General features: G+C 39.3%; 24 protein-coding genes and 1 riboswitch. Of the genes, 13 read left to right on the plus strand and 11 right to left on the minus strand.

Features of this window, described 5'->3' with window-relative positions; genetic code table 11:
* Positions 1-15 precede the first annotated feature (15 nt).
* The 4 genes from Q4489_RS03335 to coaBC all read right to left on the minus strand — a co-directional run bounded on the left by Q4489_RS03335 (position 16) and on the right by coaBC (position 4,199).
* Positions 16-672 (minus strand): response regulator transcription factor, encoded by a 657-nt coding sequence (locus Q4489_RS03335; protein WP_303477074.1) that lies wholly within the window; start codon positions 670-672, stop codon positions 16-18.
* 89 nt (positions 673-761) lie between these two features.
* The gene (locus Q4489_RS03340; RefSeq protein ID WP_303477078.1) at positions 762-2,228 is read right to left on the minus strand and encodes an aminoacyl-histidine dipeptidase; all 1,467 of its coding nucleotides are present in this window, start codon (positions 2,226-2,228) and stop codon (positions 762-764) included.
* A gap of 115 nt (positions 2,229-2,343) precedes the next feature.
* Positions 2,344-2,928 carry a nucleoid occlusion factor SlmA gene (gene slmA, locus Q4489_RS03345; protein WP_074499580.1) on the minus strand — a complete coding sequence of 195 codons (585 nt, stop codon included), beginning with the start codon at positions 2,926-2,928 and terminating at the stop codon, positions 2,344-2,346.
* A gap of 62 nt (positions 2,929-2,990) precedes the next feature.
* A complete protein-coding gene (coaBC, locus tag Q4489_RS03350; protein ID WP_303477081.1) occupies positions 2,991-4,199 on the minus strand; it encodes a bifunctional phosphopantothenoylcysteine decarboxylase/phosphopantothenate--cysteine ligase CoaBC in 1,209 nt (402 codons plus the stop codon).
* An 87-nt stretch (positions 4,200-4,286) separates the two neighbouring features.
* Between coaBC and radC the strand changes: the two genes are divergently transcribed.
* The 6 genes from radC to rpmG all read left to right on the plus strand — a co-directional run bounded on the left by radC (position 4,287) and on the right by rpmG (position 7,206).
* Positions 4,287-4,958: a DNA repair protein RadC gene (radC, locus tag Q4489_RS03355; protein WP_303477083.1), complete on the plus strand. Its 672-nt coding sequence runs from the start codon at positions 4,287-4,289 to the stop codon at positions 4,956-4,958.
* 94 nt (positions 4,959-5,052) lie between these two features.
* A complete protein-coding gene (locus Q4489_RS03360) occupies positions 5,053-5,358 on the plus strand; it encodes a PilZ domain-containing protein (RefSeq protein ID WP_303477086.1) in 306 nt (101 codons plus the stop codon).
* Positions 5,359-5,512: 154 nt separating this feature from the next.
* Positions 5,513-6,181: an AAA family ATPase gene (locus Q4489_RS03365; RefSeq protein WP_303477088.1), complete on the plus strand. Its 669-nt coding sequence runs from the start codon at positions 5,513-5,515 to the stop codon at positions 6,179-6,181.
* Entirely contained in the window at positions 6,168-6,551 is a 384-nt protein-coding gene (locus Q4489_RS03370) for a hypothetical protein (RefSeq protein ID WP_303477092.1), read from the plus strand. The genes Q4489_RS03365 and Q4489_RS03370 overlap by 14 nt, the downstream gene beginning before the upstream one ends.
* Positions 6,552-6,803: 252 nt before the next feature.
* Positions 6,804-7,040 carry a 50S ribosomal protein L28 gene (gene rpmB / locus Q4489_RS03375; RefSeq protein ID WP_074499586.1) on the plus strand — a complete coding sequence of 79 codons (237 nt, stop codon included), beginning with the start codon at positions 6,804-6,806 and terminating at the stop codon, positions 7,038-7,040.
* A 10-nt stretch (positions 7,041-7,050) separates the two neighbouring features.
* Complete coding sequence (gene rpmG, locus Q4489_RS03380) at positions 7,051-7,206, plus strand: 50S ribosomal protein L33 (RefSeq protein ID WP_044834320.1); 156 nt, start codon at positions 7,051-7,053, stop codon at positions 7,204-7,206.
* Positions 7,207-7,275: 69 nt separating this feature from the next.
* On the opposite strand, the gene Q4489_RS03385 is transcribed toward rpmG, so the two are convergent.
* On the minus strand, positions 7,276-7,659 hold the full coding sequence (locus Q4489_RS03385; RefSeq protein WP_074499587.1) for a PleD family two-component system response regulator: 384 nt from the start codon (positions 7,657-7,659) through the stop codon (positions 7,276-7,278).
* A gap of 254 nt (positions 7,660-7,913) precedes the next feature.
* Here Q4489_RS03385 and Q4489_RS03390 point away from each other — a divergent pair, with 254 nt between their 5' ends.
* Together Q4489_RS03390 and Q4489_RS03395 are read left to right on the plus strand one after the other, a co-directional pair.
* A complete protein-coding gene (locus tag Q4489_RS03390; RefSeq protein ID WP_303477100.1) occupies positions 7,914-9,095 on the plus strand; it encodes a trypsin-like serine protease in 1,182 nt (393 codons plus the stop codon).
* A 62-nt stretch (positions 9,096-9,157) separates the two neighbouring features.
* Positions 9,158-9,490 carry a hypothetical protein gene (locus Q4489_RS03395; protein ID WP_303477103.1) on the plus strand — a complete coding sequence of 111 codons (333 nt, stop codon included), beginning with the start codon at positions 9,158-9,160 and terminating at the stop codon, positions 9,488-9,490.
* 34 nt (positions 9,491-9,524) lie between these two features.
* On the opposite strand, the gene Q4489_RS03400 is transcribed toward Q4489_RS03395, so the two are convergent.
* Both Q4489_RS03400 and Q4489_RS03405 read right to left on the minus strand, forming a co-directional pair.
* Positions 9,525-10,484, minus strand: coding sequence for a M48 family metallopeptidase (locus tag Q4489_RS03400; RefSeq protein ID WP_303477106.1), 960 nt, complete (start codon positions 10,482-10,484; stop codon positions 9,525-9,527).
* Between the two features lie 15 nt (positions 10,485-10,499).
* On the minus strand, positions 10,500-12,173 hold the full coding sequence (locus Q4489_RS03405) for a M1 family metallopeptidase (RefSeq protein ID WP_303477110.1): 1,674 nt from the start codon (positions 12,171-12,173) through the stop codon (positions 10,500-10,502).
* A gap of 148 nt (positions 12,174-12,321) precedes the next feature.
* A riboswitch (TPP riboswitch) is annotated at positions 12,322-12,420 on the plus strand.
* Between the two features lie 98 nt (positions 12,421-12,518).
* Here Q4489_RS03405 and thiC point away from each other — a divergent pair.
* The 5 genes from thiC to thiE are packed head-to-tail and all read left to right on the plus strand — an operon-like array spanning position 12,519 to position 18,125.
* Positions 12,519-14,477: a phosphomethylpyrimidine synthase ThiC gene (thiC, locus tag Q4489_RS03410; protein ID WP_303477114.1), complete on the plus strand. Its 1,959-nt coding sequence runs from the start codon at positions 12,519-12,521 to the stop codon at positions 14,475-14,477.
* The gene (gene thiO / locus Q4489_RS03415) at positions 14,464-15,630 is read left to right on the plus strand and encodes a glycine oxidase ThiO (RefSeq protein WP_303477117.1); all 1,167 of its coding nucleotides are present in this window, start codon (positions 14,464-14,466) and stop codon (positions 15,628-15,630) included. The genes thiC and thiO overlap by 14 nt, the downstream gene beginning before the upstream one ends.
* Entirely contained in the window at positions 15,614-15,823 is a 210-nt protein-coding gene (thiS, locus tag Q4489_RS03420; RefSeq protein WP_303477119.1) for a sulfur carrier protein ThiS, read from the plus strand. Before thiO ends, thiS begins: the two co-directional genes overlap by 17 nt.
* 2 nt (positions 15,824-15,825) lie before the next feature.
* Positions 15,826-16,632 (plus strand): thiazole synthase, encoded by an 807-nt coding sequence (locus Q4489_RS03425; RefSeq protein ID WP_303477121.1) that lies wholly within the window; start codon positions 15,826-15,828, stop codon positions 16,630-16,632.
* Positions 16,629-18,125, plus strand: a complete 1,497-nt coding sequence (gene thiE / locus Q4489_RS03430; protein ID WP_303477125.1) for a thiamine phosphate synthase — start codon at positions 16,629-16,631, stop codon at positions 18,123-18,125. Before Q4489_RS03425 ends, thiE begins: the two co-directional genes overlap by 4 nt.
* A 112-nt stretch (positions 18,126-18,237) precedes the next feature.
* On the opposite strand, the gene Q4489_RS03435 is transcribed toward thiE, so the two are convergent.
* From Q4489_RS03435 to Q4489_RS03450, 4 genes are all read right to left on the minus strand, one after another.
* Positions 18,238-19,773 carry a DUF418 domain-containing protein gene (locus tag Q4489_RS03435; protein ID WP_303477127.1) on the minus strand — a complete coding sequence of 512 codons (1,536 nt, stop codon included), beginning with the start codon at positions 19,771-19,773 and terminating at the stop codon, positions 18,238-18,240.
* A 190-nt stretch (positions 19,774-19,963) separates the two neighbouring features.
* Positions 19,964-22,972: a PqiB family protein gene (locus Q4489_RS03440; protein ID WP_303477128.1), complete on the minus strand. Its 3,009-nt coding sequence runs from the start codon at positions 22,970-22,972 to the stop codon at positions 19,964-19,966.
* Positions 22,965-23,591, minus strand: a complete 627-nt coding sequence (locus Q4489_RS03445; protein WP_303477129.1) for a paraquat-inducible protein A — start codon at positions 23,589-23,591, stop codon at positions 22,965-22,967. The genes Q4489_RS03440 and Q4489_RS03445 overlap by 8 nt, the downstream gene beginning before the upstream one ends.
* A complete protein-coding gene (locus tag Q4489_RS03450) occupies positions 23,584-24,207 on the minus strand; it encodes a paraquat-inducible protein A (protein ID WP_303477131.1) in 624 nt (207 codons plus the stop codon). Before Q4489_RS03450 ends, Q4489_RS03445 begins: the two co-directional genes overlap by 8 nt.
* Positions 24,208-24,243 lie beyond the last annotated feature (36 nt).

The following is a 24,243-nucleotide window of genomic DNA, read 5'->3' on the forward strand; positions in this document are numbered from 1 at the left end:
GATTAAGCGGCTAGGTTATTCTTCAGCAAACTGTTGTTCTGATAAGTCTAATTGACTAATCGCGATAACGGCTTGTGTTCGGTTTCTAACATTAAGCTTACGAAAAATCGCAGTTGCATGTGCTTTAATCGTTGCTTCTGATACGTTCAGGTCATAGGCAATTTGTTTGTTTAACATGCCTTGCGCAAACATCATTAAAATTCGATATTGCTGTTGGGTTAAACTCGCAACACTTTCAGCAATATCAACATGTTGTGTTTTACTATTTGGCGTAAAGGTTGGCGGTAACCAAATATCGCCCATAAAAACCTTTTGAATGGCAGCAAAGATAGTATCGACAGGCGTTGACTTAGGTACAAATCCCGCTGCACCATATTCCATAGCTTTACTGATGGTGTCTTGATCTTCGTGTGCCGAGACAACAACAACAGGAATTTGAGGAAAATGGTTTCTAACATGAATTAACGTATTAAAGCCATGAGCACCTGGAATATTGAGATCAAGCAACAACATATCAGCTGACTGATTCGTTTGTAGTTGTTGTTCAAGTTCTTCAATGGTTTGTGCTTCTACCCACTGTGTTTGCGTCAATTGTACCTTTAAGGTATCTAATAAAGCTTGTCTGAATAATGGGTGATCATCAGCTATTATTATTTGTTCTGGCTGGATCATAATTCTCGTTCCATAGTCTCTCCCTAAACTGAGTATACAGCTAAAAAATAAAAAAGCGTATTAGACTCAAGTCTAATACGCTTTAAAGATTAAAGGGCAGTTTTATCTGGTATTTGCTTTAATACCTCAACTAATAATTGCCAATATTTTCCGACGGAAGCAATATGTACTTTTTCATCAGGGGAGTGAGGGAATTTTATCGTTGGTCCGATCGAAACCATATCCCATTTGGGATAGGACGATTTGAATAATCCACATTCTAACCCAGCATGTATCACCATAATTTTTGGTAGCGTATTAAATAGCGCTTGATACACGTCGCGAACTGTTGCCATGATGGGTGAGGTAGTATCGGGTTTCCAACCAGGGTAAGCACCATCAAAGCTTATTTTAGCCCCTGCAAGTGTAAAAACAGAATGCACCATTGACTCAACAGCTGCGCGACCATCATCATTTAAGCTACGTATTAATGTCATGCATTCAAAACGCTTGCCTTTGGTGCGCATAACGCCAAGATTTAATGAAGACTCAACAATGCCTTCAATATCATCACTCATGCGAATAACGCCGTTAGGGCAAGCATTTATCGCATTTAATATTTGAGCTTGGCACTTTGGCGTCCAACAATGTTCGAATTCCTCAGGCGAAATAAGCAACATGTCTATGTTGGTTTCAATCGCTTTTAAACTAAACTGTATTGTGGCTAAATAATCATTAAGACACTGTTTTAATGCGTCAATATGTTTATTTTCAACAACAAAACTTGTTTCGGCTTCACGAGGAATCGCATTTCGTAAACTGCCGCCATTTAATTCGGTAAGTTTTATGTTAAAGCGCTCAGTGGCAATCAATAGGAAGCGCACTAAGAGTTTACACGCATTAGCACGACCCGTGTGAATATCAACACCAGAATGGCCGCCCTTTAGCCCTGAAATTGATAAATTAAATGCTGTCGTGTCTTTTTCTACGGGTTGGAAAGTTAAATCAAATTGCGCATTACCATCAATGCCGCCGGCGCAACCCATGTACACTTCACCTTCTTGTTCTGAATCAGTATTAATTAAAATGTCGCCTTGTAGCCAATTAGGTTGTAAGCCAAAAGCGCCAGTCATACCTGCTTCTTCATCTATCGTGATCAATACTTCTAATGGACCGTGTGCAATATCTTTACTCGCTAACACTGCCAGTGCTGATACTAAACCAATTCCGTTATCAGCACCCAGCGTTGTGCCGTTGGCTGTGACCCAGTCGCCATCAATATATGCTTCAATTGGGTCATTGAGAAAGTCGTGTTCTTTGTCATTATTTTTTTGTGGCACCATGTCCATGTGGGCTTGTAAAATAACCCCTTTTTTATTTTCCATTCCTGCTGTTGCAGGCTTACGAATAAGTAAATTTCCAACGTTGTCTTCGCTAACCTCAAGATTTAGCGAGGTAGCCCATTGTTGTATCCATGTTGAAACGCGTTGTTCATGTTTCGAAGGACGAGGAATTTGGCAGAGTTGATCGAATAATTGCCACAAGGGTGATGGGACAAGATCAGCTAATTGACTCACGATTGTGATTCCTTTTTATTGTGCGTTAAAAAGTAGGTTTATGGTTATATTATGATATGAATAAAAAAGCACTGATAGCTCAGTGCTTATTTTTGTATGTATTCAGGGTAAAGCTTTATTTACTCGCCATTAAAAATAACCATTGATCGTTAAAGCTCTCACTGGGTTTTTTTTCAAATCCGGTTCTCACGTATTGACAAATTTTTCCTTCAGCAAACGCAACTAATATGTTGGCCAATGCCAATTCTGGAATGTCAAAGCCTTTGCCTTCTCGTAGTTTGCGTTCACGTAATACTTGTTTAAATTGTGATTCGAGTTTTTCGAAAAACTGGTTGACCCGTGCACGCAAACGTTCATTCTCACCCATTAATGCATCGCCGGATAAAATACGGCACATGCCAGGATTACGCTCAGCAAAAATTAATAAAACGTGTAATATATGGTGGCATCTAACCAGTGCTTCTTTGTGATCGGTTAAAATCAAGTTTACGCGTGAGAAAATAGACTCTTCAATAAACTCTATCAAGCCTTCAAACATTCTTGCTTTTGACGGAAAGTGTCGGTAAAGCGCTGCTTCTGATACGCCTACTTGCTCAGCAAGTTTTGCGGTAGTGATGCGTTGCCCAGGACTTGTTTGCAACATTAATGCTAAACATTCTAAAATTTGTTGTTTACGATTAGGCTTTGCGGAACCCGACATATTATTATTCTCTAATGATTAAGGTTAATTCACTTGTTTATCGCAAGATTGTAACGATAAACTCAAAGTTTTTCATCTAGTTGGCGCTTAACAATTGCGATTAGTTGATCTGCAACACGTTGTTTCTTTGCCAGTGGTATATCAAAACTATTATCGCGACTAAATATTTTAAGGGCGTTGTTATCGCTATTGAAACCGTGCCCTGCTTTACTGACATCGTTTGCAGCGATTAAGTCTAAATTCTTACGCGCTAGTTTATCTTTTGCGTATTTTTCCACTTGTTGAGTTTCAGCGGCAAAACCTACGACAAAAGGCTTATCAGTAAGTTGAGCAACGCTGGCGACAATATCGGGATTTTTTTCAAGCGTGAGAGTTAGCTGGTCGTTGTCGGCTGTTTTCTTTATCTTGTGTTCAGCCACTTCTGTCATGCGATAATCTGAAACAGCAGCGCAGCCGACGAAAACAGTCGCTTTACTACAATGATTAAGGGCTTGTTGTAACATTTGTTGCGCGCTATCGACGTATACCATGTTACAGCCTTGAATAGGCGGTAAGCTTACAGGGCCAGAAATCACAGTAACATTTGCACCAGCTTGTAGTGCTGATTTTGCAATAGCGTAGCCCATTTTTCCTGAGCTGTGATTGGAAATATAACGCACAGGATCAATGGCTTCTCGTGTTGGACCCGCCGTGACAACCCAATGTTGACCGGATAAATCGTTAGATGAAAAATGTTCGCAAACATGAGCGACAATGTCACTGACTTCAATCATTCGACCCAGGCCAATATCGCCACAGGCTTGCTCACCACTGCCTGGTCCCCAAATATGCGTGTTTCGAGCAATAAGGGTGTGAATATTTTCTTGTGTAGCTTGTGCATGCCACATTTGTTGGTTCATCGCTGGGCTAATGGCGATAGGAGCATCTGTTGCTAACACTATCGTAGAGAGTAAGTCGTCAGCAAACCCATGCGCCATACGCGCTATAGTGTTCGCACTCGCTGGTGCAATAAGCATTAAATCAGCCCATTTTGCCAATTCGATATGCCCCATAGCGAGTTCGGCTTCAGTATCTAATAAACTGTCTGAAACCGCTAAGCCAGAAACGGCCTGTAACGTTAATGGTGTGATAAACGCTTTCGCGCTTTCTGTCATCACAACTCGTACATTCGCACCGTGCTCTTTTAATCGCCTAACTAATTCTGGCGTTTTATAAGCAGCGATACCGCCGGTGATACCTAAAACAATATTTTTATCTGCGAGTTGTTGCATATCTACTAAGTCAGGCTATTTTTATCGATAGCGTATAAGAATATCACTATTCATCACTATTGAAAATTGCTAAGCAAAGGAACTGCTATGTTAAAAGATTGGCCGATTATGGAAAAGCCAAGAGAGAAGTTATTATCACTTGGTGCACAGTCATTATCTGATGCGGAATTACTGGCTATTTTTCTTCGAACAGGCGTGAAAGGAAGCAACGTGGTTGAATTGTCTCGACAGTTGTTATTAACCTTTGGCAGTTTATCTGCTGTTTTTCAGGCTAGTCAGCATGACTTTTGTCAAATAAATGGGTTAGGGAATGCTAAATATGTACAGTTGCAAGCATGTCTTGAAATGGTTAAACGATGTCTTGGCGAAGAGTTAATAAACGGTGATGCACTGACAAGCTCCCAAGCAAGTAAAGCATTTCTGATTGGGCAGCTCAGGCACGAACATCGAGAAGTGTTCGCTGTTTTATTATTAGATACGCAACATCAGGTCATTGCTTTTGAAAAACTATTTTATGGGACGCTCAATGCCGCAGCTGTGTATCCTCGCGTAGTTGTTGAAACGGCCATACGTAAACATGCCAACGCGGTTATTCTCGCGCATAACCACCCTTCTGGTATTGCTGAAGCAAGCATGGCAGATAAGCAAATCACGAACCGTTTAACGCAAGCGCTTGCGTTGGTTGATATAACGGTACTTGATCACATGATTGTTGCAGGGCACCAATGTTATTCATTTGCAGAACACGGACTGTTGTAATTAATGCATTGGTTAAAAAATGTTTGATTTTCTTGCATAGCTAGGCAATGAGCGGTAATTTTAAATTATTGATGTTGGATGTTGAGATATAATAATGACAGAGCAAAGTGATACGCCAATTGAACGAAGACAGTCTTTTCGACTGGATATGGAAAAGGAATTAGTCAATATTCAATGGCAAGATGATTCAGGTACCGAATTTAATAAAACGATTGCTTGTTTAGATTTTTCCAGAGGAGGCTTAAAGCTTGATTGTGATCAGGAAATTCCAGTTAATGTGCAAGCAACGGTTATTTTTAAAGCGGCGGCGCCACAAAGCCAAAAACTTACTGGGCAAGTTGTTAGGTGTTTAAAGCAAGATAGTGGTTGGTATGAAATTGCATTGCGGCTTGATGATTAACGGTGCGATTTCATTTTTCAAAGGAAAATGTACTGCAATTATTACCACACGCTAGGTTTGAGTAAAAGTTAACCTATAATAATAACAGGCCCTAGATTTGGTCTATACTTAACAGTCTTCGTATAAGTATGTTGTAACAAAGGAAATCAACAAGATGATGATTTTAGTTGGTGGCGAAAAAGGCGGTAGTGGTAAAAGCTGCTTAGCTCAGAACTTAGCTGTATATTTTGCCAAAATTAAAAAGGGTATCGTGCTAATGGTTGATTGTGACCCGCAACGCACAACATCTGATTGGATTCAGGCACGAAATACAGATCCTTCATTACCTGCGATTAATTGTATTCAGCTTTATGGTAAGATTCGTAATGACTTACTGAGCCTTAATCAACACTATGATTATGTGATTGTAGATTGTGGTGGCCAAGATAACCTTGCGCTGCGCGCTGCTATGTCGGTTGCTGATCATGTTATTATCCCACTTAGACCAAAGCGTAGAGATTTGAAAACTGTACCGCATATGGAAGATATGCTCAGTACGTGTAAAATGGTGAATCCAAAAATGCTTGCCTCGTTTGTGATCACACAATGTCCAGCATTACCCACTCAAGCAAATCGAATTATTGAAGCTAAAGATGTGTGTAAGTCATATGGTATCAATGTATTGAATGCTGTGACTTATAGCAGGAATATTTATGATGATAGCGAAGAAAGCGGTTCTTCAGTGTTAGAAATAGACAGTGAAAGTAAAGCTGCGTTAGAAGTTATTGCCATTGCTGAAGAACTTATTGCTATGAAGCCGGATAACTCGCATGAGTTTAACTGATTTAAAAAAAACCAAGGACGGTAATCAAAGTAAAAAAAAGAAAGATTTCACGGTTGATGATTTTATTGCAGATGCTGAAAATTATGCGAAGGGGCGCCCTACCTTGGTAAGTGAGGGTATTAATCGACCCGCTAAATTAGAAGAAGCTTTAGCGGCGGCTGCTCAATTAGAAAACGCCGAGAAAAAAAGTAAAAAACCGTTTAGACACGCTACATTTACCTTAAGCGAAGATGCTATTGAGCAACTGCAAACTCTGTCAAAAGATACCAATCTTGCGAAATCACATATTATCCGTATTTTAATAAATGAATTATGTAATGAAGAGCAACAAAAAATGCTCAGTAAACTATTAGCCTCTAATGTAGACTAAATTCGTTTGTTTGATCGCCATAAAGTTCAGAATTTATTCGTAAATTGCGAGTGAAACATTGCATAAATGACCGTTGATATCTTTCTAATATTTTGAAATATAACAATAAAATTATATTTATCTTTATTAAGTAGATAAAAGCTAGATTTAAGTAATCAGTTTCACTATAATATGCCACCTTTTTCAGGATCCCAAGGCGACGGCCATGGGAAATTGTAGCTCGAGCTGAAATTAATTTTTGGAGTGACTCACATGTCTAGAGTTTGCCAAGTAACCGGCAAGAAACCAGTTGTAGGGAACAATCGTTCTCACGCAAGAAACGCCACTCGTCGTCGTTTCTTACCTAACCTTCAAGCCCATCGTTTTTGGGTTGAAAGTGAAAACCGTTTCGTTAAATTACGTTTAACTCCGAAAGGAATGCGTATTATCGATAAAAAAGGCATTGATGCAGTATTAGCTGATATTCGTGCCCGTGGCGAAAAAGTCTAAGGAATAAATCATGCGTGATAAAATTCGTTTAGTTTCTAGTGCTGGCACAGGTCATTTTTATACTACTGATAAGAATAAAAAGACTATGCCTGAGAAGATGGAAATCAAAAAGTTTGATCCAAAAGCTCGTAAGCATGTTATGTACAAAGAAGCTAAAATTAAGTAATTTTGGTTATCTAATTTAAAAGCCCGGTTTATCCGGGTTTTTTATTGCCTGATGATTGTGAAAATATTATTAATGCCAAGGCATATGAAAATCAATATTGGTACGTAATTGCTGCGCATCAATAGGTTTTGTCATATATGCACTCGCGCCAACATTCAACGCTCGACGCATGTCTTTTTCATCGTTAGAGCCTGAAATAATCAACACAGGAATATCTCTTCTACTTTTTGACTGCTTGATGCGTTTACAACATTCAAACCCATCCATATTTGGCATACTGATGTCCATTAAGATCATGGTAGGCTTAATTTCAGTCAATAATTTAAGTGCTTGAACGCCGTCTTTAGCAATATGAATTTTATGACCTAATTCTTTAATTTGATTGCAAATTACACGGATATTGGTAGAGCTATCATCGACAATTAGTATGCTTGATGTTAATTGGTCATCCATAACGCAGTTACTCAATAATTCACTTTGTACTATTAAGCGTAGAACAACATAGCATAACTAATCAACTAAAGTTTAAAATCTTGATAATACAATGATAATGTTAACTAAATGTGATTGTGTCAGTTATTTTTACAGCAAAATATTTTGTTTTTTTTAAGCGTTTGAAATTTATGGTTAATTTTAATTGGCGCTATTTTTGCATCACAACCCTTGTAATTATAATGTTAATAATAATAGCTAGAAAGAGAGCAAATATGTCCAATATTAAAACGAAGACGCGCAAACTTATTAGTGCCATGTCACTTGCTTCATTGGCAGTGATGGGCCAAGCAAACGCAGACCTTCTAAGCCTTGATATCGATAACTCGAATTCACAAGCGTATATCGCTTCAGGTAATGGTGATAATTCAGTAACGCGTGGTGACAATCTAGCCAGCATCACTGATCCTAATACAGCTAGCTCGCCGTTTAGTGGTGTGGTAAGTATTCAGATTCAAATGAATGGTTCTTATTTTATCTGTACTGGTGCTGCATTAAACAGTCGACATATATTGAGTGCGGCGCATTGTGTTGATGAAAACGACCAAGGTACAACGATCAATTTAGCTGATCCAAATAACGATGTTGTTGTTGTTTTTAATAGCGACGGTACATTTAACGATTTAATTCCTGCACAAAAAGTAGATATTCACCCTGATTACGACGGCTTTAATGTCTGTTCAGATGGCTCAATTGGCTGTTTAAATGATGATGTTGCCATCATTGAACTAGAGCGTGATATTCCAGCTGGCACAAAAACCTACGATTTATTCTCAGGCCAAGTATTTGATACGTTAAACTTATCTAGTCAAGGTGGCGGTGATGGTTCATTATTCACTATGGTCGGTTATGGTACGCGTGGTGATGGTCACTCTGGTTACTACACCAATGACGGCGATCCAGCAGGTTCTGCTGACTATTTCTCAAAACTCGTGGGCATGAATATTGTTGATGCGATTAACTTTGATGATGATGGTTCAGGTCAAGCTGAAGTATGGCATGCAGACTTTGATGGCACCTATACTGACAACGATGACCTGTTCGGTAATGGTGCGGGCCAAGAGTATGATATGGACTTTTTCTGTCAAGTTTATAACATCTGTAGTTCTTGGTTACCTGAAGGTATTGAAGCAAACATTGGTGGCGGTGACTCAGGTGGACCGTCATTTGTTTATAATGCCTTAACTGATACATACGAAATTGCGGGTATTAATACCTTTGGTGCGCCTACATCTCCAATAGCAAAAGGTGCTTATGGCGATCGCTTTGGTGGTATTTTGATGAATCCATACGCAAATTGGATTGCAGCGCAGGTTTCTCAAATCCCTACACCTGGCTCAATCATGTTATTTGGTTTAGCGTTAGCAGGTTTAGCAACAGCACGTCGCAAAGCATAATCAATCGTTATTGTATTTTTTGAGGGTTAGCTTAGGCTAGCCCTTTTTGTTGGGAGTAAAAAATGTGTAGATATGTTTTGTTATTTATATTGGTTTGCTTTGTAAATGTATCTGTTGCACAAGAGAAACCCGATGTAAAATTATCAAAACATCCTGAAACGTTTGGTAAAGTATCTAATAGTGTTATTTTACTTGATGTACTTGTGGATGAGCATGGTAAGGCAGCAGAAGTGAAATTATCAAACGCAGAGCGATACAATACATTTAACCAATTTGCATTACTTCGCACCAAAAAAGCGAGTTTTCCTGTTAAGTATGAACAGGGCGTACCGGTTAAGTATTGGATTAAAAAACATAAGGTTGAATACCAAGTTAAGCCAATGAAAACAAAATAACTTACTCAAAAACGTAACTAACTGAGTTGTGTAGTTAGCATGGTTTAAGATGCTTGATAAGCGTATCATACGTTTGTTGTTTGCTTAACGGTAATGCTGACTTATCTATTGAATTGATTAACTGGTATGCTTGGCAGTTCGTCTGTTGTTTGACGTACAATTGGCTTAATCTAAGTTTTATCAGCAAAATTTTATTTGTATCTTGTGCTTGTTGGGAAAATGATAATGCTTTTTCAAAATACAGTGTAGCCATGTTTAACTGTGTTAACTGTTCATAAATATCGGCAAGATTATATCGAATAACCCCTTGTTGCTGCTTATTACCTACTATATCTCCCCAATAAAGGGCTGTTTTCCAACGCTGCTCAGCTTCTTGATACTTCTTTAATTTTGCAGCCGCATGCCCTAAATTACCATGTAATTCTGTTTTAAAGAGTGCGTTTTTACTGTCTTTAAATTTTACTGTTAACTGAGATAGCAGTGAATAGGCCTGTTGTACCTCGCCGTATTGCATTGTTAAGTTGGCTAACTCTACAAGTCGCATAGGAGAGGGAAATATTTCATTCATCTGCTTGAGTAAGGCCATCGCCTTTTCGGCATATATTTTAGTTTTTTCGGATTTACCGAAAGCTCTTAACGATTTAGCATGGTAAATATAAACGGTAATCTTAAAGGGGATTGGCAGGTTGTCGTGGTTTAGCCATTTAGTCGTTTCTTCGAGTAACGATTTATTACGTTGTAAGTTAAACAACGCAACAAATCGATATTGAAGTAAGTCATATTTAACCAGTTTACTCTGATTTTTTTTACTGAGCTCAAGGTCTATTCGAGACAAGCAATCGATAGGCGAAGTAATACACACACTTTCTATCGATTTATCTTTGAAATTATTGGTAGATGACTTAGTTAAGGCATGCGCAACAAGCGTATTAAATACGCTTATCGTTAAAAAAGCATAACGTAAAGTTAACGTTTTTAACAATCGTTGCTTCATTTTTCATACAGCCGTTTAATTACCTAATATGTTCATAATATTGATATAAAAGTTTTTATCAACAACAAAAGTGGGATCTTTTTGACTAATTTGTACATTTGTCCATGAAGTTGTTGGACTAAGCCATTGCATTTTATCGTTAATTTTTACTTTTACAGGCATATCAAAACCAGATTTCACATTACTCCAACGTACACGTAATTGCTCGCCTTTTAAAAAATACTCTAATGTCGGAACACGGTTATCACGCAGATATTGATCAAAAATGTTCGATAGCAACTTACCTGTTTTGTTTTCCATGTATTGTTCAATTTGCTGCGTTGTTACAGTTTGGTGATAAAATTGTTTTCCTAAACCACGTAAGGTTTCTCGCCATAAATCATCGTTATTTACAATTTGACGAATAGTGTGCAGCATATTTCCGCCTTTATCATACATATCGCTAGAGCCTTCACTATGCACGTGGTATTCACCAATAATAGGTTTTTGGTTTTGTATGTTAATACGTTGGCCACGGGTATAACCAAACGCAGCCTCTTTGCCATAGTGGTATTCTAAAAATAAACTTTCAGAATAATTGGTAAAGCTTTCGTGGATCCACATATCAGCAATGTCTTTACTGGTAATGTTATTGGCGAACCATTCATGACCAGTTTCGTGCACGATAATAAAATCAAATAGCATTCCTGCACCGGTTAAACTGCGATCTCGGCCAAGGTAGCCATTTTGATATCCGTTACCATAGGTTACAGAGCTTTGGTGTTCCATACCTAAATAAGGGGCTTCAACTAATTTATAGCTGTCTTCGTAAAAAGGATAAGGGCCAAACCAGTGTTCTAGTGCTTCAATGGTACGCTTAGCATCTTTAAATTGTTCCTGAGCTTTTTTAAGGTTGTCACGCAGTACCCAGTAATCCATATCAAGCACACCTTTTTCCCCTTGATACTTTTCACCGAAGTGGACGTAGTCACCGATGTTAATATTTACCCCGTAATTATTAATTGGATTAACAACTTGCCAGTGGTAGGTTTTAGTTTGTTTTTCTTTATTATGATCAATGGATAACAAACGCCCATTAGATACGTCAACTAAGTGTTCAGGTACTTCAACACTCATCTTGATACCACGATCAGGCTCATCGTAGCCATGGTCTTTGTTAGGCCACCAAATACTTGCGCCAATGCCTTGATTGCTAGAGGCGATAAAATCAATACCGTTGCTATCTTTTTTCCATGTAATACCACCATCCCAAGGGGCGCGCTTTGCAACTTGCGGTTTACCCGAAAAGTGCAGAACTACTTGTTGTTCACTACCTATAGGTGAGTTGTTTAAAGTGTGAATAAAATAACTGTAGCCATCTTGATCGATGTTTAATACTTGGCCTTTTTGGGTCGCTTTTGTCAGCTTCATTGGCGGCTGTAATTCAATTTGCAGACGATCAGTGTTGCCGATAACACGATAACTTACAGTATTCGTACCCGCGATGGTTCGAGTAGAAGGATCTACTTCAATCGCTAAATGATAATGACTTAAATCCCACCACTGACGTTCAGGTGTGATTGAACCGCGTAACACGTCTTGGCGTGTAGTTTCGCCATTAGTGCCAAATAAATTATCAGCCATTGTGATAGGTGACTGTAGTGTGAGTGCTGTTGTTAAAGCGAGTAAACTCAAAGGAAATTTTTTCATTATAATGTCTTCTTTTTGATTTTATGTATACTGTATAATTTTTATCAATTTCTCTCTATCTTAGCCTGAAATAATCTTGCAGGCTACCGTAACATTCTCTAGAATTAGTCGGGTGAGTAATGTTACCTGAAAAAGTAAACCAACATTATCAATCTTGTCGGAGTGCCATTGGGCTGAGATCGCGTAAGCGGGATCCGTAGAACCTGATCTGAGTAATTTCAGCGAAGGAAACAAGGGAAATATCGATTTTATATTTTCTTGATCTACCCCAACTCCGCCTTATAAATCTGCATTGCTGTTAATTTGATTAACGCAATACTAAATCAAATAAAAGGTGAGAGAACAATGAGTTCATTAACAAAACGTGAGCGTCGTCAACAAGCAGAACAATTCTTAGAAAACGTTTCTGGCCAAAGCTATCCAAATTCAAATAAAGTTTATGTCGAGGGCAACTTACACGATATTCGTGTTGGGATGCGTGAAATATCAGTAGCAGACACTTTTGTTGGTGGCAGTGAAGAAAACCCGCTATTCGAGCCCAACGAACCTATACGTGTATACGATACTTCTGGTGTATATACCGATCCAAAGGTTAACGTAGATGTACATGTTGGTTTACCGAAATTACGTGCTGATTGGATTGCAGCTCGTGCAGACAGTGAATGTATCGCGGGAGCATCATCAGGGTATAGTCAAACAAGATTAGCGGATGAAGGCTTAGACCACATTCGTTTTGAAAATCTACCCAAAATTCGTAAAGCAAAACCAGGTAAAAATGTCACGCAAATGCATTACGCACGCCAAGGTATCATTACACCAGAAATGGAGTACATTGCGATACGTGAAAATACCAAACGTGCTGAAATGAAAGATGAAATATTAAAGCATCAGCATGAAGGAAGATCGTTTGGCGCTCAAATACCTGAGCAGATCACAGCAGAATTTGTCCGTAAAGAGGTCGCCGAAGGCCGTGCAATTATCCCTGCAAACATCAATCATCCTGAAACTGAACCAATGATTATTGGGCGCAACTTTCTGATTAAAGTCAATGCGAATATTGGCAACTCAGCCGTGTCATCTTCCATTGAAGAAGAAGTTGAAAAGTTAGTTTGGTCAACTAAATGGGGTGCAGATACGGTAATGGACCTTTCAACAGGTCGATATATTCACGAAACACGAGAATGGATTATTCGTAATTCACCGGTACCTATTGGTACAGTGCCTATTTATCAAGCGTTAGAAAAAGTAAATGGGGTAGCGGAAGACCTTACTTGGGAAGTATTTCGAGACACCTTAATTGAACAAGCAGAACAAGGTGTGGATTATTTTACGATTCATGCAGGGGTATTGTTGCGCTATGTACCTATGACGGCAAAACGTGTAACAGGTATTGTATCTCGTGGTGGCTCAATCATGGCAAAATGGTGCTTGTCTCATCATAAAGAAAGCTTTTTATATACGCACTTTGAAGATATTTGCCAAATATGTAAACAATATGATGTTGCCTTTTCATTGGGCGATGGCTTACGCCCAGGCTCTATTGCTGATGCAAATGATGAAGCACAATTTAGCGAGTTAAGAACGTTAGGTGAATTAACAAAAATTGCTTGGCAGCACGATGTTCAAGTGATGATTGAAGGACCTGGTCATGTGCCATTACATATGATCAAAGAAAACATGGAAGAGCAACTAAAACACTGTCATGAAGCACCGTTTTATACCTTAGGCCCATTAACAACCGATATTGCGCCAGGCTATGATCATATTACGTCAGGTATCGGTGCTGCCAATATTGGTTGGTATGGCTGTGCTATGCTCTGTTATGTAACACCCAAAGAACACTTAGGCTTGCCGAATAAAGAAGATGTTAAGGAAGGTTTGATCACATATAAAATTGCCGCCCATGCTGGTGATTTAGCGAAAGGTCACCCGGGCGCACAAATTCGTGACAATGCACTATCAAAAGCACGCTTTGAATTTCGTTGGCATGATCAGTTCAACTTGGGGTTAGACCCAGAGCGGGCACGTCAATACCATGATGAAACGTTACCGCAAGAGTCAGGAAAAATAGCACACTTTTGTTCTATGTGCGGGCCTAAATTTTGCTCGATGAAAATCACGCAAGATGTAAGGGATTATGCCGCTAAATTAGAGGAAGAAAACGGTGAATCTATTTCGATAAAATTGCTGGATGAGACGGTTACCGCTGATCTTTCCGCCCTAGAAAGTGCTGAACGAGGGATGGCAGAAAAGTCGCAGGAATTTAAAGATTCAGGCAGCGAAATATACCATGTTGCTAAATAAGCAGCGGCCAGAAAAAGTTGCTGAAATTGCTATTATCGGTGCGGGGTTAATGGGGCGCTTAGCTGCGGTTTCACTCGCGCGTGATGGGCATAAAGTCATCTTAATTGACAAAGATGATATTAACGGGACAAACAGCGCCGCGTATGCGGCGGCTGGCATGCTTACCCCGTTAGGTGAAGCGATGCATAGCGAGAAAAATATTGTTGAAATGGGCTATATTTCGCTAACGCTTTGGCCCACTTTATTATCAAGCCTTGCAAGTTATACTTACTTTCAGCAACAAGGTTCTATTATGGTTGCGCACGAGCAAGACCATTCTGAACTACTGCGGTATAAGCGATTCTTACAACAACACTATGCTAATCACACGGTGCAAGAACTGGATCGTCAGCGATTGGTGAACCTAGAGCCAGAGCTCTCAAGGCACTTTAATCAGGGACTTTTTCTACCGGAAGAAGGGCAGCTAGGTAATCGCAAATTGCTCTTGGCGTTAGAAAATGAAATAAAAACGTTAAATATTGAATGGCTAACGCTGTCTAATGTAAGCACAATTAGACATGTAAAAAACAGTGTTGAGCTAACGATTAATGACGAACAACGCACAGTTGAGTTAGTAATAGATTGCCGAGGTACTGGTGCGAGAAAGGCTGTAGCCCAACAAGCAATGCCATTAAATGACCTACGAGCAGTTCGTGGTGAGCTATTTCAGTTATTTGCGCCTGATGTAAAAATGCAACGCCCTGTACGACTCATGCACCCAAGGTATCAACTCTATATTGCACCAAAAACACATGGTCATTTTGTGGTAGGCGCGACTGAAATAGAAAGTGATGATAGCTCACCAATGACAGTACGGTCGGCGATGGAACTATTAAGTGCCGCCTATAGTGTGCATTCTGGTTTTGCCGAAGCTAATATTCGTCAGCATATAAGCCAACTACGCCCTGCGTTTAGTGATAATCAGCCAAAAATCAATATTGATAATAAGGTTATCCAAGTCAATGGACTCTATCGGCATGGCTTTTTAATTGCCCCAGTGGTTTTAGCGCAACTACTCTCTGCTGTGAATGCCACACTTTCAGCTGAACAAAGCGTACATTCTTCTTATCAACATTTATTACCGGTGAATTTTTCCCATGAATATATTCATTAATGGTGAGCAAGTTTCCTTGCTTGAACAAGCAAGTGTTGCTGACGCTCTACAACAATATTTAACGGAACAACAGCAAGCGTTAACGTTTGCGGTGGCATTAAACCGTGATTTTGTCGCAAATAGTGATTATGCAACAACATGCTTAACGGAACATGACACACTAGATGTGTTATTTCCAATTCAGGGGGGGTAGTCATGTCGTTTTCTATCTATGGCCAAGCTTTATCAAGTCGATTATTAATTGGCAGCGCGTTATACCCCTCACCTGAGATCATGAAAAAAGCGATTCTAGCCAGTGACTCACAAGTGGTGACGCTGTCATTAAAAAGACAAAATCCTAATGCCATGGGGGGAGAACAAATTTGGCGTTATATTCAGGAGATCGTTAAGGTTAAACAAGGTTTTTTATTACCCAATACGGCGGGATGCAAATCGGCAAAAGAAGCGGTTACTCTAGCGAAAATGAGCAGAGAAATATTCGCGACCGATTGGATAAAACTTGAAGTCATTGGTGATGATTACAACTTACAACCAGATGCGATTGAATTGCTAGCGGCTACAGAGCAACTAATCGCTGATGGATTCAAAGTGCTACCCTATTGCACTGATGATTTGGTGTTATGCCAGCGATTGTATGATTTAGGTTGTCAGGTGATCATGCCTTGGGCGTCACCTATTGGTACAGGTAAAGGGTTAATGAACCCCTATAACCTCGAGACTATACGCTTAAGATTACCAAATGCCACGCTAATCTTAGATGCAGGAATAGGTAAACCTTCAGATGCGTGTTTGGCTATGGAAATGGGCTATGATGGTGTGTTATTAAACTCTGCTATCGCATTGGCCGATAACCCGGTTGCCATGGCGCAAGCGTTTTCGTTGGCAGTAGCGTCAGGTGAAACAGCGTACGTTGCAGGGCTTATGCCTGAAAGACAAACAGCACATCCAAGCACACCTACATTAGATACGCCCTTTTGGCATCATCATGGAGCAACAAAATGACGGGTTCTGATAAACCAATTGTTTGGACCATTTCAGGGGCAGACTGTTCCGGAGGGGCAGGCATTGCTGCAGATATTAAAACAGGCCACAGCCTAAACGTTGAAACTTGTCACTTGATCACCGCCAATACCGTGCAAAACTCTCAACAGTTGTATTCGATTAACCCTGTGAATACATCTCTACTTTCTGAACAAGTCGATGCACTAAAAGAAGATAAAAAGCCTGCGGTGATTAAAATAGGCTTAATTGCGACCATTGACCAAGTACAATGGTTGATTACAACATTAACGGCCTTAAAAAAAGAAAATTCCGGATTAATAGTCGTATTTGACCCCGTTGGTAGCGCAAGTGTGGGGGGGAAGTTAACCACACTACAATTTGCGCATTTTCGCGATATATTGCCGTACATTGATATCGTAACACCTAACCTTGATGAAGCTAAAATGTTGACTCAATCAACGGTAAATGATGCAAATCTATTAGCGCGAAGGCTTTGTCAATATGGCGCAAACACTACCATCGTTAAAGGCGGTCATAGCGAGTCAGACAAGGTGACTGACCTAGCCTATGATAGCTTGAAAGATCAGGTGTTTCGGTTGTCTTCACCTCGGGTTAATACGCACTTCAGTCACGGGGGGGGCTGCAGTTTTGCAATGGCAATTGCATCATATATTGCACAAGGTTATTTATTAAGAGATGCGTTTACCTTAACAAAAACTTATATTCATCAGGGGTTGAAAGCACAAGAGAATAAGCTTGAACAATATGGCGCATTTGATCAGCCAAAAACAAATAAGCTTGTATCAGTTGCATTTCCAACGGTTGAATCTGTACTTAATCAACAATACCATGATTTAGCACCATTCCCTGTTATTGGCAGTTCTCAAGGGGAACAATCACTCGGGTTATACCCTGTGGTTGATTCGGTAGAGTGGTTAAAAAAATTACTGCCATTAAATTTGGAAATCATACAACTTCGGTTAAAAAACTTATCTGACGAAGAGTTAGATGCATTCATCATGCAGGCAGTTGCGTTGAGCAAGCATTATAAAACAAGACTGTTTATCAATGATTACTGGCAATTAGCGATAAAACATGGGGCATATGGGGTTCATATTGGTCAAGAAGATCTGCTCGAGGCTGATTTATTTGCTATTAGTCAAGCAGGGCTTCGATTGGGCATTAGTACCCATGGTTGCTATGAGTTTATTCTTGCTAAAAACCTTAAGCCGTCATATTTAGCGATTGGCGCTATTTTCCCAACGAAAACGAAGAACATGACTGGGCAAATTCAAGGCATTAATAATTTAAGCCATATTCTCACAATCGCAGACAATATTCCGGTAGTGGCTATTGGTGGCATAAACCAGTTAAATGTTGAAGAAGTTTGGAAAACAGGCGTAGATGCTGTTGCTGTGGTTACCGCAATTACAGAAGCTGACGATTACCAACAAGCAGTTACTAGGTTACAAAGTTGCTTGCAACCTAGTTAATCTTTGTTCTGCATAAACAATGCGTTTCTAGCCGTTATAAAGATGAAATAAATAGTAGTTATTCTATAGCACCATTTTTAATACGCATCTAAAGTCAGTTAATGAATGTTGATTAACGTTTCATTGGTTGAAGTGTTAAATACGTTGCACTTCGCCATAACCACTCCAATGGGCCAAACTTAAAGTACGATAGCCAAATTGAACTAATAACCGCTTGGAAGATGATGACGACGACCACAAAAAGCATTTGTTGTGTGCGATCTATTTGACCAAACATACCACCAGCATAACCATAGAATAGCGTAGTGAAAATAATAGAATGACTGATATAATTTGTTAACGCCATTTTACCTAACGGCGACAACCAAGAAAATGCACGTGAAAACCAACGTTTTTGATGTACTTTAACGAATAAACCCACATATCCGGCACACAGTACAAATTGACCAAGGAAAAACAGGTTATTACCGACTGCTTGTAATTCAGGTGCCGCTTTAGTTGCTGGATGTAAATTAAGATACACTCCTGATACACTCAATATTAACCCGAAGAAAAGGCCGCCGTAACATAACGTGTTGAAAAAAGACTGATGTTTTTCTGGGTGTTTTAATCGTTCACTTGCGATCAGCCAATAACCTACCATAAATAGAGGCAAACAAATAAACAGTGCAAAGAAAGGAGTATTGCCTAATGCTCGAATCGCCTTTTCCCATCGGTGTTGGGTTGCTTGCCAATAATCGCCTTCTGTAAAAATACGTTGTTCTTCATCTGAACGATAATGGCGTTTTTGTTTGCTTTCATATTGTTTATTGATACTTTTTTCAATACGCTCTTCGCGTGTTTCTGGGGTTGATTCTTTTGAGTGTTGATCAGCGTCTGAACCTTCAGGGGTCTGGCTGGTTTCCTCTTGTTCGATAGTAGTAGTTAGCGCTTCGCTCTTTTTAGGCTCATCTTGCATATTTGAGTCTTCATTTAAGGCTTTATACTCAGCTGATGTTAATAAAAATTCGCCGACACTTTTTGCGGTATGTACTCTTTGTTCAACTTGCGTGATGACTTCGCTATTTTCTTGCCAAGAGGCTGACGTTTTTTGGTTATCGTGACTAACGCCATAACCGATGCCAACGAAAGTTAATATGATAAAGGGCAGTAAAATAAGCGTAAATCCAGTTTTTGCAAAGGCTGTGGGGGAATTAAAACGTGATAATTTTTTCCAGCGTAAAAGAAATACAAAGCCTAATAACATCAAGCCAGCGACGGCATAATCGTGTAAAATATCGCCACCCCAAAGGAACACTAAGTGGCACATGCCAATAACGAAAAGAACTATCATTCGACGAGTGAACCAAGCACCAAAAGGTCGACCAACTTCTTGCGCTCTAATGAGCATAACAGCGAAGCCCATACCAAATAATAAAGAAAATAATTTATAGAACTTTCCTTCGATAAATACTTTCACGAGCCAGCTTGCTGCCCAGTTTCCACCTGTTTGTGTAAAGTCAAACTGCAATAAATCTACATCAGGTCGGTTGAACCATTCAACATTCATAAAAAGAATGCCAATAAGCGCAAACCCCCTTAAATAGTCTAATAAATTGATCCGTTGTTGTGCAGGTACTGGTGATAAGTCGTGAGGTTGTGTTGTCATAGTCTTATATTTTTTATTATCGATTCTTTTAATTTAAGCAATTAATAGTCCAGTAAATATCTTATTGAATAATAATGATTTTTTTATTCTACGTTAATAAAAGAGTTAATTTTCTCACTAAAAAATACCAGGTTTTACTAAATGATGAAGATCAATACTAGGGCGTGTTGATCTTTCGAGTACAAATTTACTATTGCGAAGCTAAGGGTATTTTAGGTGACCAAGTTTGCCATTCGGGCTCAACGGATTGGTAAAGTTTAAACACGGCAGGCAAAGTCATTTGCTCAGTTGACATTTGATTTGGTGTCGCAAAAGCAACACCGCCAGACATGAGCGATTCTAATGATTCTGACTCAACATTAACACCTGAAAAAAGACCAGCCTCAAGACTAAAGCCACTTGTATTCCAAAATTTCGATTCAGCGGTAACTAAGGGGGTATATCGATCGCTAATATTAATATAAATATTAACCTTGTCTGCGTTATCTGCTAGATCGATGCCTATCACGCTACCAACGGCTACTTGTTTATAAAGTACAGGGTTACCAACTCGAATCGAACCGAGTGAATTAGCCGCTAAGGTTAAGTTTAAGCCATAAGGAAGTGCTTTAGTTGCAGGTGCGGAATTGGCGGCAATAAAATGCGTTTTAGCCTTACCTTTGCCTGGAGAGACACCAATAAAACCACCTTGTAGTGCTGAACTTATGTGTTTATTGCCGGTGAGGCCAATACTGGCTTCATCAAAATAAAACTTTGAGCCTTCAACGGCAAAACGCTTGCCGTAATCGGTTAAATAGCCATATGCGACGGCGCCTTGTTCTTGATTAATAAAGTCGACATAAGAAATTGAACCAATTATTTGCTGATGAAATTTAATGCTTAGGCCAGCTTTAATACCCGCAATATTGGTAAATTTGATGCTAATAGCCTGCCCCGCTATTTTGGCTTTATGACGACTAGAAAATAAGGTGAACTTTTCGCCTTCTTTTGTTAACGGAGTTGCTCCTTCTTCTGGGTTATAAAAACTTATACCGCCACGTAAAATAGTTTCAACAGATTCAGCTTGTAATGAAACGCTAGTTAAATCAGTCGTTAATGAAATGCCACTGGAAACATAAAAACGAGAAAATTGATTAACTAAATGTTGGTTTTCTTCATCAATAGTAATGGTAATTAACGTACTATCGCCATTATTACTTAGATCGACACTGTCTATTTGACCGACTGAAATACCTTTATACGTTACTGGGCTCCCTGGTACCAGGCTGGCACCGTTATCACTCATTAATGTGAGTTGTAATCCACTGGCATGTAATTCTTTAGCGGGTGGTTTTTGATACATATGAAAGCGTTGTTTGAATGCTCCTTTTCCAGCCAATACGGCAATATAGCTTCCACCGAAAAAGGCATTGGTATCAGTAACGCCAGAAAGCGTTAATCGCGGATCTACCAACCAAAATTTTGTTGATTCTTTCAATAAATAGTCAAACTCTGGTAATAACCCAACAACGACTTCATGATGATCTTGCTTATGCTTAATAGCGTGAACTGAACCAATAACGTTGCCGCGATGAATAATACGCGTTGAACGCTTGATACCTTTAGCATCAGCAACTAATAGTGTAAGGGGTAATGATTGTTTCGCGATTTTTCTTGATGAAAGTAACGGAAATAGATCACCATTATTCACTGATTTAGCATTAACGGTTTCTTGGGTATCAAACGCAATACCGCCCGAAAGAATAGACTGAAGAGAATGTGCTTTAACGTCAACACCTTGTATACCAGCCTTTATTTTCACACCACTGGTATTCCAAAAACGTGTGTTACTTTTCACGTATTGTTTATATTGTTCTTTAATATGAATATGCACAATTACCTGTTCAGAAGTTTTATTTTCAATGGCTTGAACGGTACCAACGGGCTGTTTTTTATAGTAAATATGGGTGCCTATTTTTAAAGACTCAACATTGCTTGCTGTTAACATAATATGCAAACCTGGTTCGTCATAGTCATAAGCTGGCTTATGCGCATACACATTGAACTGTGTTTGGGGCTCCCCTTTTAATGACGGTCGTAAACTAAGGTGTGAGCCTTTTAGTAATGTGCGTAAATTGGTCACTCCACCTAAGTCTAATTCTGGGGTAACGGTATAAAACTGCGAGTCGCTAGTTAGATAAGGAACAACCCGAGGGCTCACTTTCGCGATCGCTGTAATTTTACGAGACGTTGGATCAATTTTACTAAAGGATTCTATCACCCCTAAGGTCAGCCCTTGATATTCAATTAAAGCACCTTTATCTATACCGGTGTCCCAATCAAGCATTAAGGTAATTTCATGCCCCATTTCGGCGGTTTGAAAGTCGGGGTGCAAAGTAAATTCATGACCTGACTTTGCAGAGGGCAACGGCGTTGAAAATTTAGGATCATCAAAGGCAACACCACCTGATATAATGGAACCCACTGATTCGGTTTTAACGTTAATGCCCGAGGTTAAAGAACCTGTAAATTCGAATCCACTGGCGTTCCAAAAAATAGAGTTTTCTTTTACTAAATAGGCATGTTCAGGCTTAATAAATACCGAAATATCGACGGTAGCATCGTCAACGTTGTACTGCACGCCTGACACATGGCCAACGGGAATTTGCTTAAAGCTAACGGGTGAGTTGGTGTTAATTGACCCAAGAGTGTTGGTTTTCAAGGTAATGTGTAAACCGGGGGTAGATTTATCAAGTTCTGGCGCTTCATTTAATGCGACAAAAAATCGACTAGGATTCCCTCTGTGTTCTAAATCGGGTTGAACATTTATATAACTACCTGATATTAAGGTATCTAACCCAGTAACTCCTTGAAATGACACATCCGCGGTGACATACCAAAACGTTGTATTATCAGTGAGTAATTCTTCACTACTGGCTACCATTTCAATTTGTACTAATAAACTTTGTAGATCATCAGTGACTTCTACTTGTTTGACAACACCTATCGGTAGGCCTTTATACCTTACTTCTGTTTTACCCACGACGATGCCGCTTGCTTGATTAAATTGTACTGTGATATAAACGCCTCGTTCATACACTGCTTTTACAATTAACCACGCACCAAATAGCAACGCAATAATCGGCACCAACCAAACAGCAGAAACGCTTTCTTTTGATGATATAATTGCGTCAAGCGGATGGTGTTGTTTATTACTCATGTGTTTGCTCTTTGTTATTGTTGTTGTCCCATAGCAATCTCGAATCAAAGCTATGTGCTGCCATCAGCGTTGCGATAACCATTAAGGCAAAGTAACTCGCTCCTAAAGAAACTTCAATATTACTGATAAAACCTAAATTCACCACAGACGCCATCACGACGACGACAAATACATCAAGCATTGACCACGGGCCAATATTTTCAACGATATGAAATAAATGGCTTTGCCTTTTCAGGCTCATATTGCTGCGATGTTTAACGTGATAAACCAAAAAAAATAATCCAATAATTTTCCCTAACGGAATAATAAAGCTAGCAATAAAAATAATGAACGCGATAGGGTAATGCCCTGTTTGAATGAACGTTGCAATACCCTGTAAAATAGTTGACGCTTCTGTCTTGCCAAAGGTATGAAGTGTCATCATGGGGTAAATATTAGCAGGTATAAACAAGACTAAAGAAGTTACTGTCCACGCTAGGGTGTGTTGTAAGCTGTTTGGTTTACGGCTGTAAAACCAATGAGCACATCGAGAACATTGTTGTTTTTCACTTTGCATTTTATTAATTTTTTGACACCTAGGGCAACAACCTAAACCATTCGAAAGTGCTGTTCTAGTCATTGTTCTGCTCCAACTGTTGCCATATAAATCGATGGTCTAACGTGATGGATAGCATGGTTGAACACATCAACAATAGAATGATACTGGTAATGCCCGTGCCAATAGCAATATCTGCAATATCCACTAATTTATACAATGACACGATGATCCCTAGAAAAAAGACATGAATCATTGCCCAGTTATTCAGTAGGTGATAAGAGCGGAAAAACACGATCAAGTGAGGTTTTTTACTCGCATACTTCAAACAAAAAGTTAAGTAAAACGCTGTGAACAAACGAACAGCAGGTACAGCAATAGCAAAAATAAAAACACAAAAAGCGATAAAATAAAAACCTTCATTTGCTAATAAAACAATACAGGTTAACAATGAGGCTTGGTTATATTGGCCTGCGGCATAAATACCCATTAACGGCATAACAGTAGCGGGTATTAATAATAATAACCCTGCAAATGAAATAGCTAATGTTTTATCAAGGGTATGTTTTTTAGGTGAATGAAGTACCGTATTACAACAGGGACAAAGCGCTTTTTGGTGGTTTGAGATATCGGGAAGATTTACAAGGGTATCACAGCGTTGACAGGCAGCTAAGGTATCCGTAGGTAACGACACTGTCATTGATATAACCCTTTGTAAAATTAGAAGTAATTTTAG

The organism is Thalassotalea sp. 1_MG-2023 (assembly GCF_030546745.1).
Taxonomy (GTDB): Bacteria; Pseudomonadota; Gammaproteobacteria; order Enterobacterales; family Alteromonadaceae; genus Thalassotalea_C.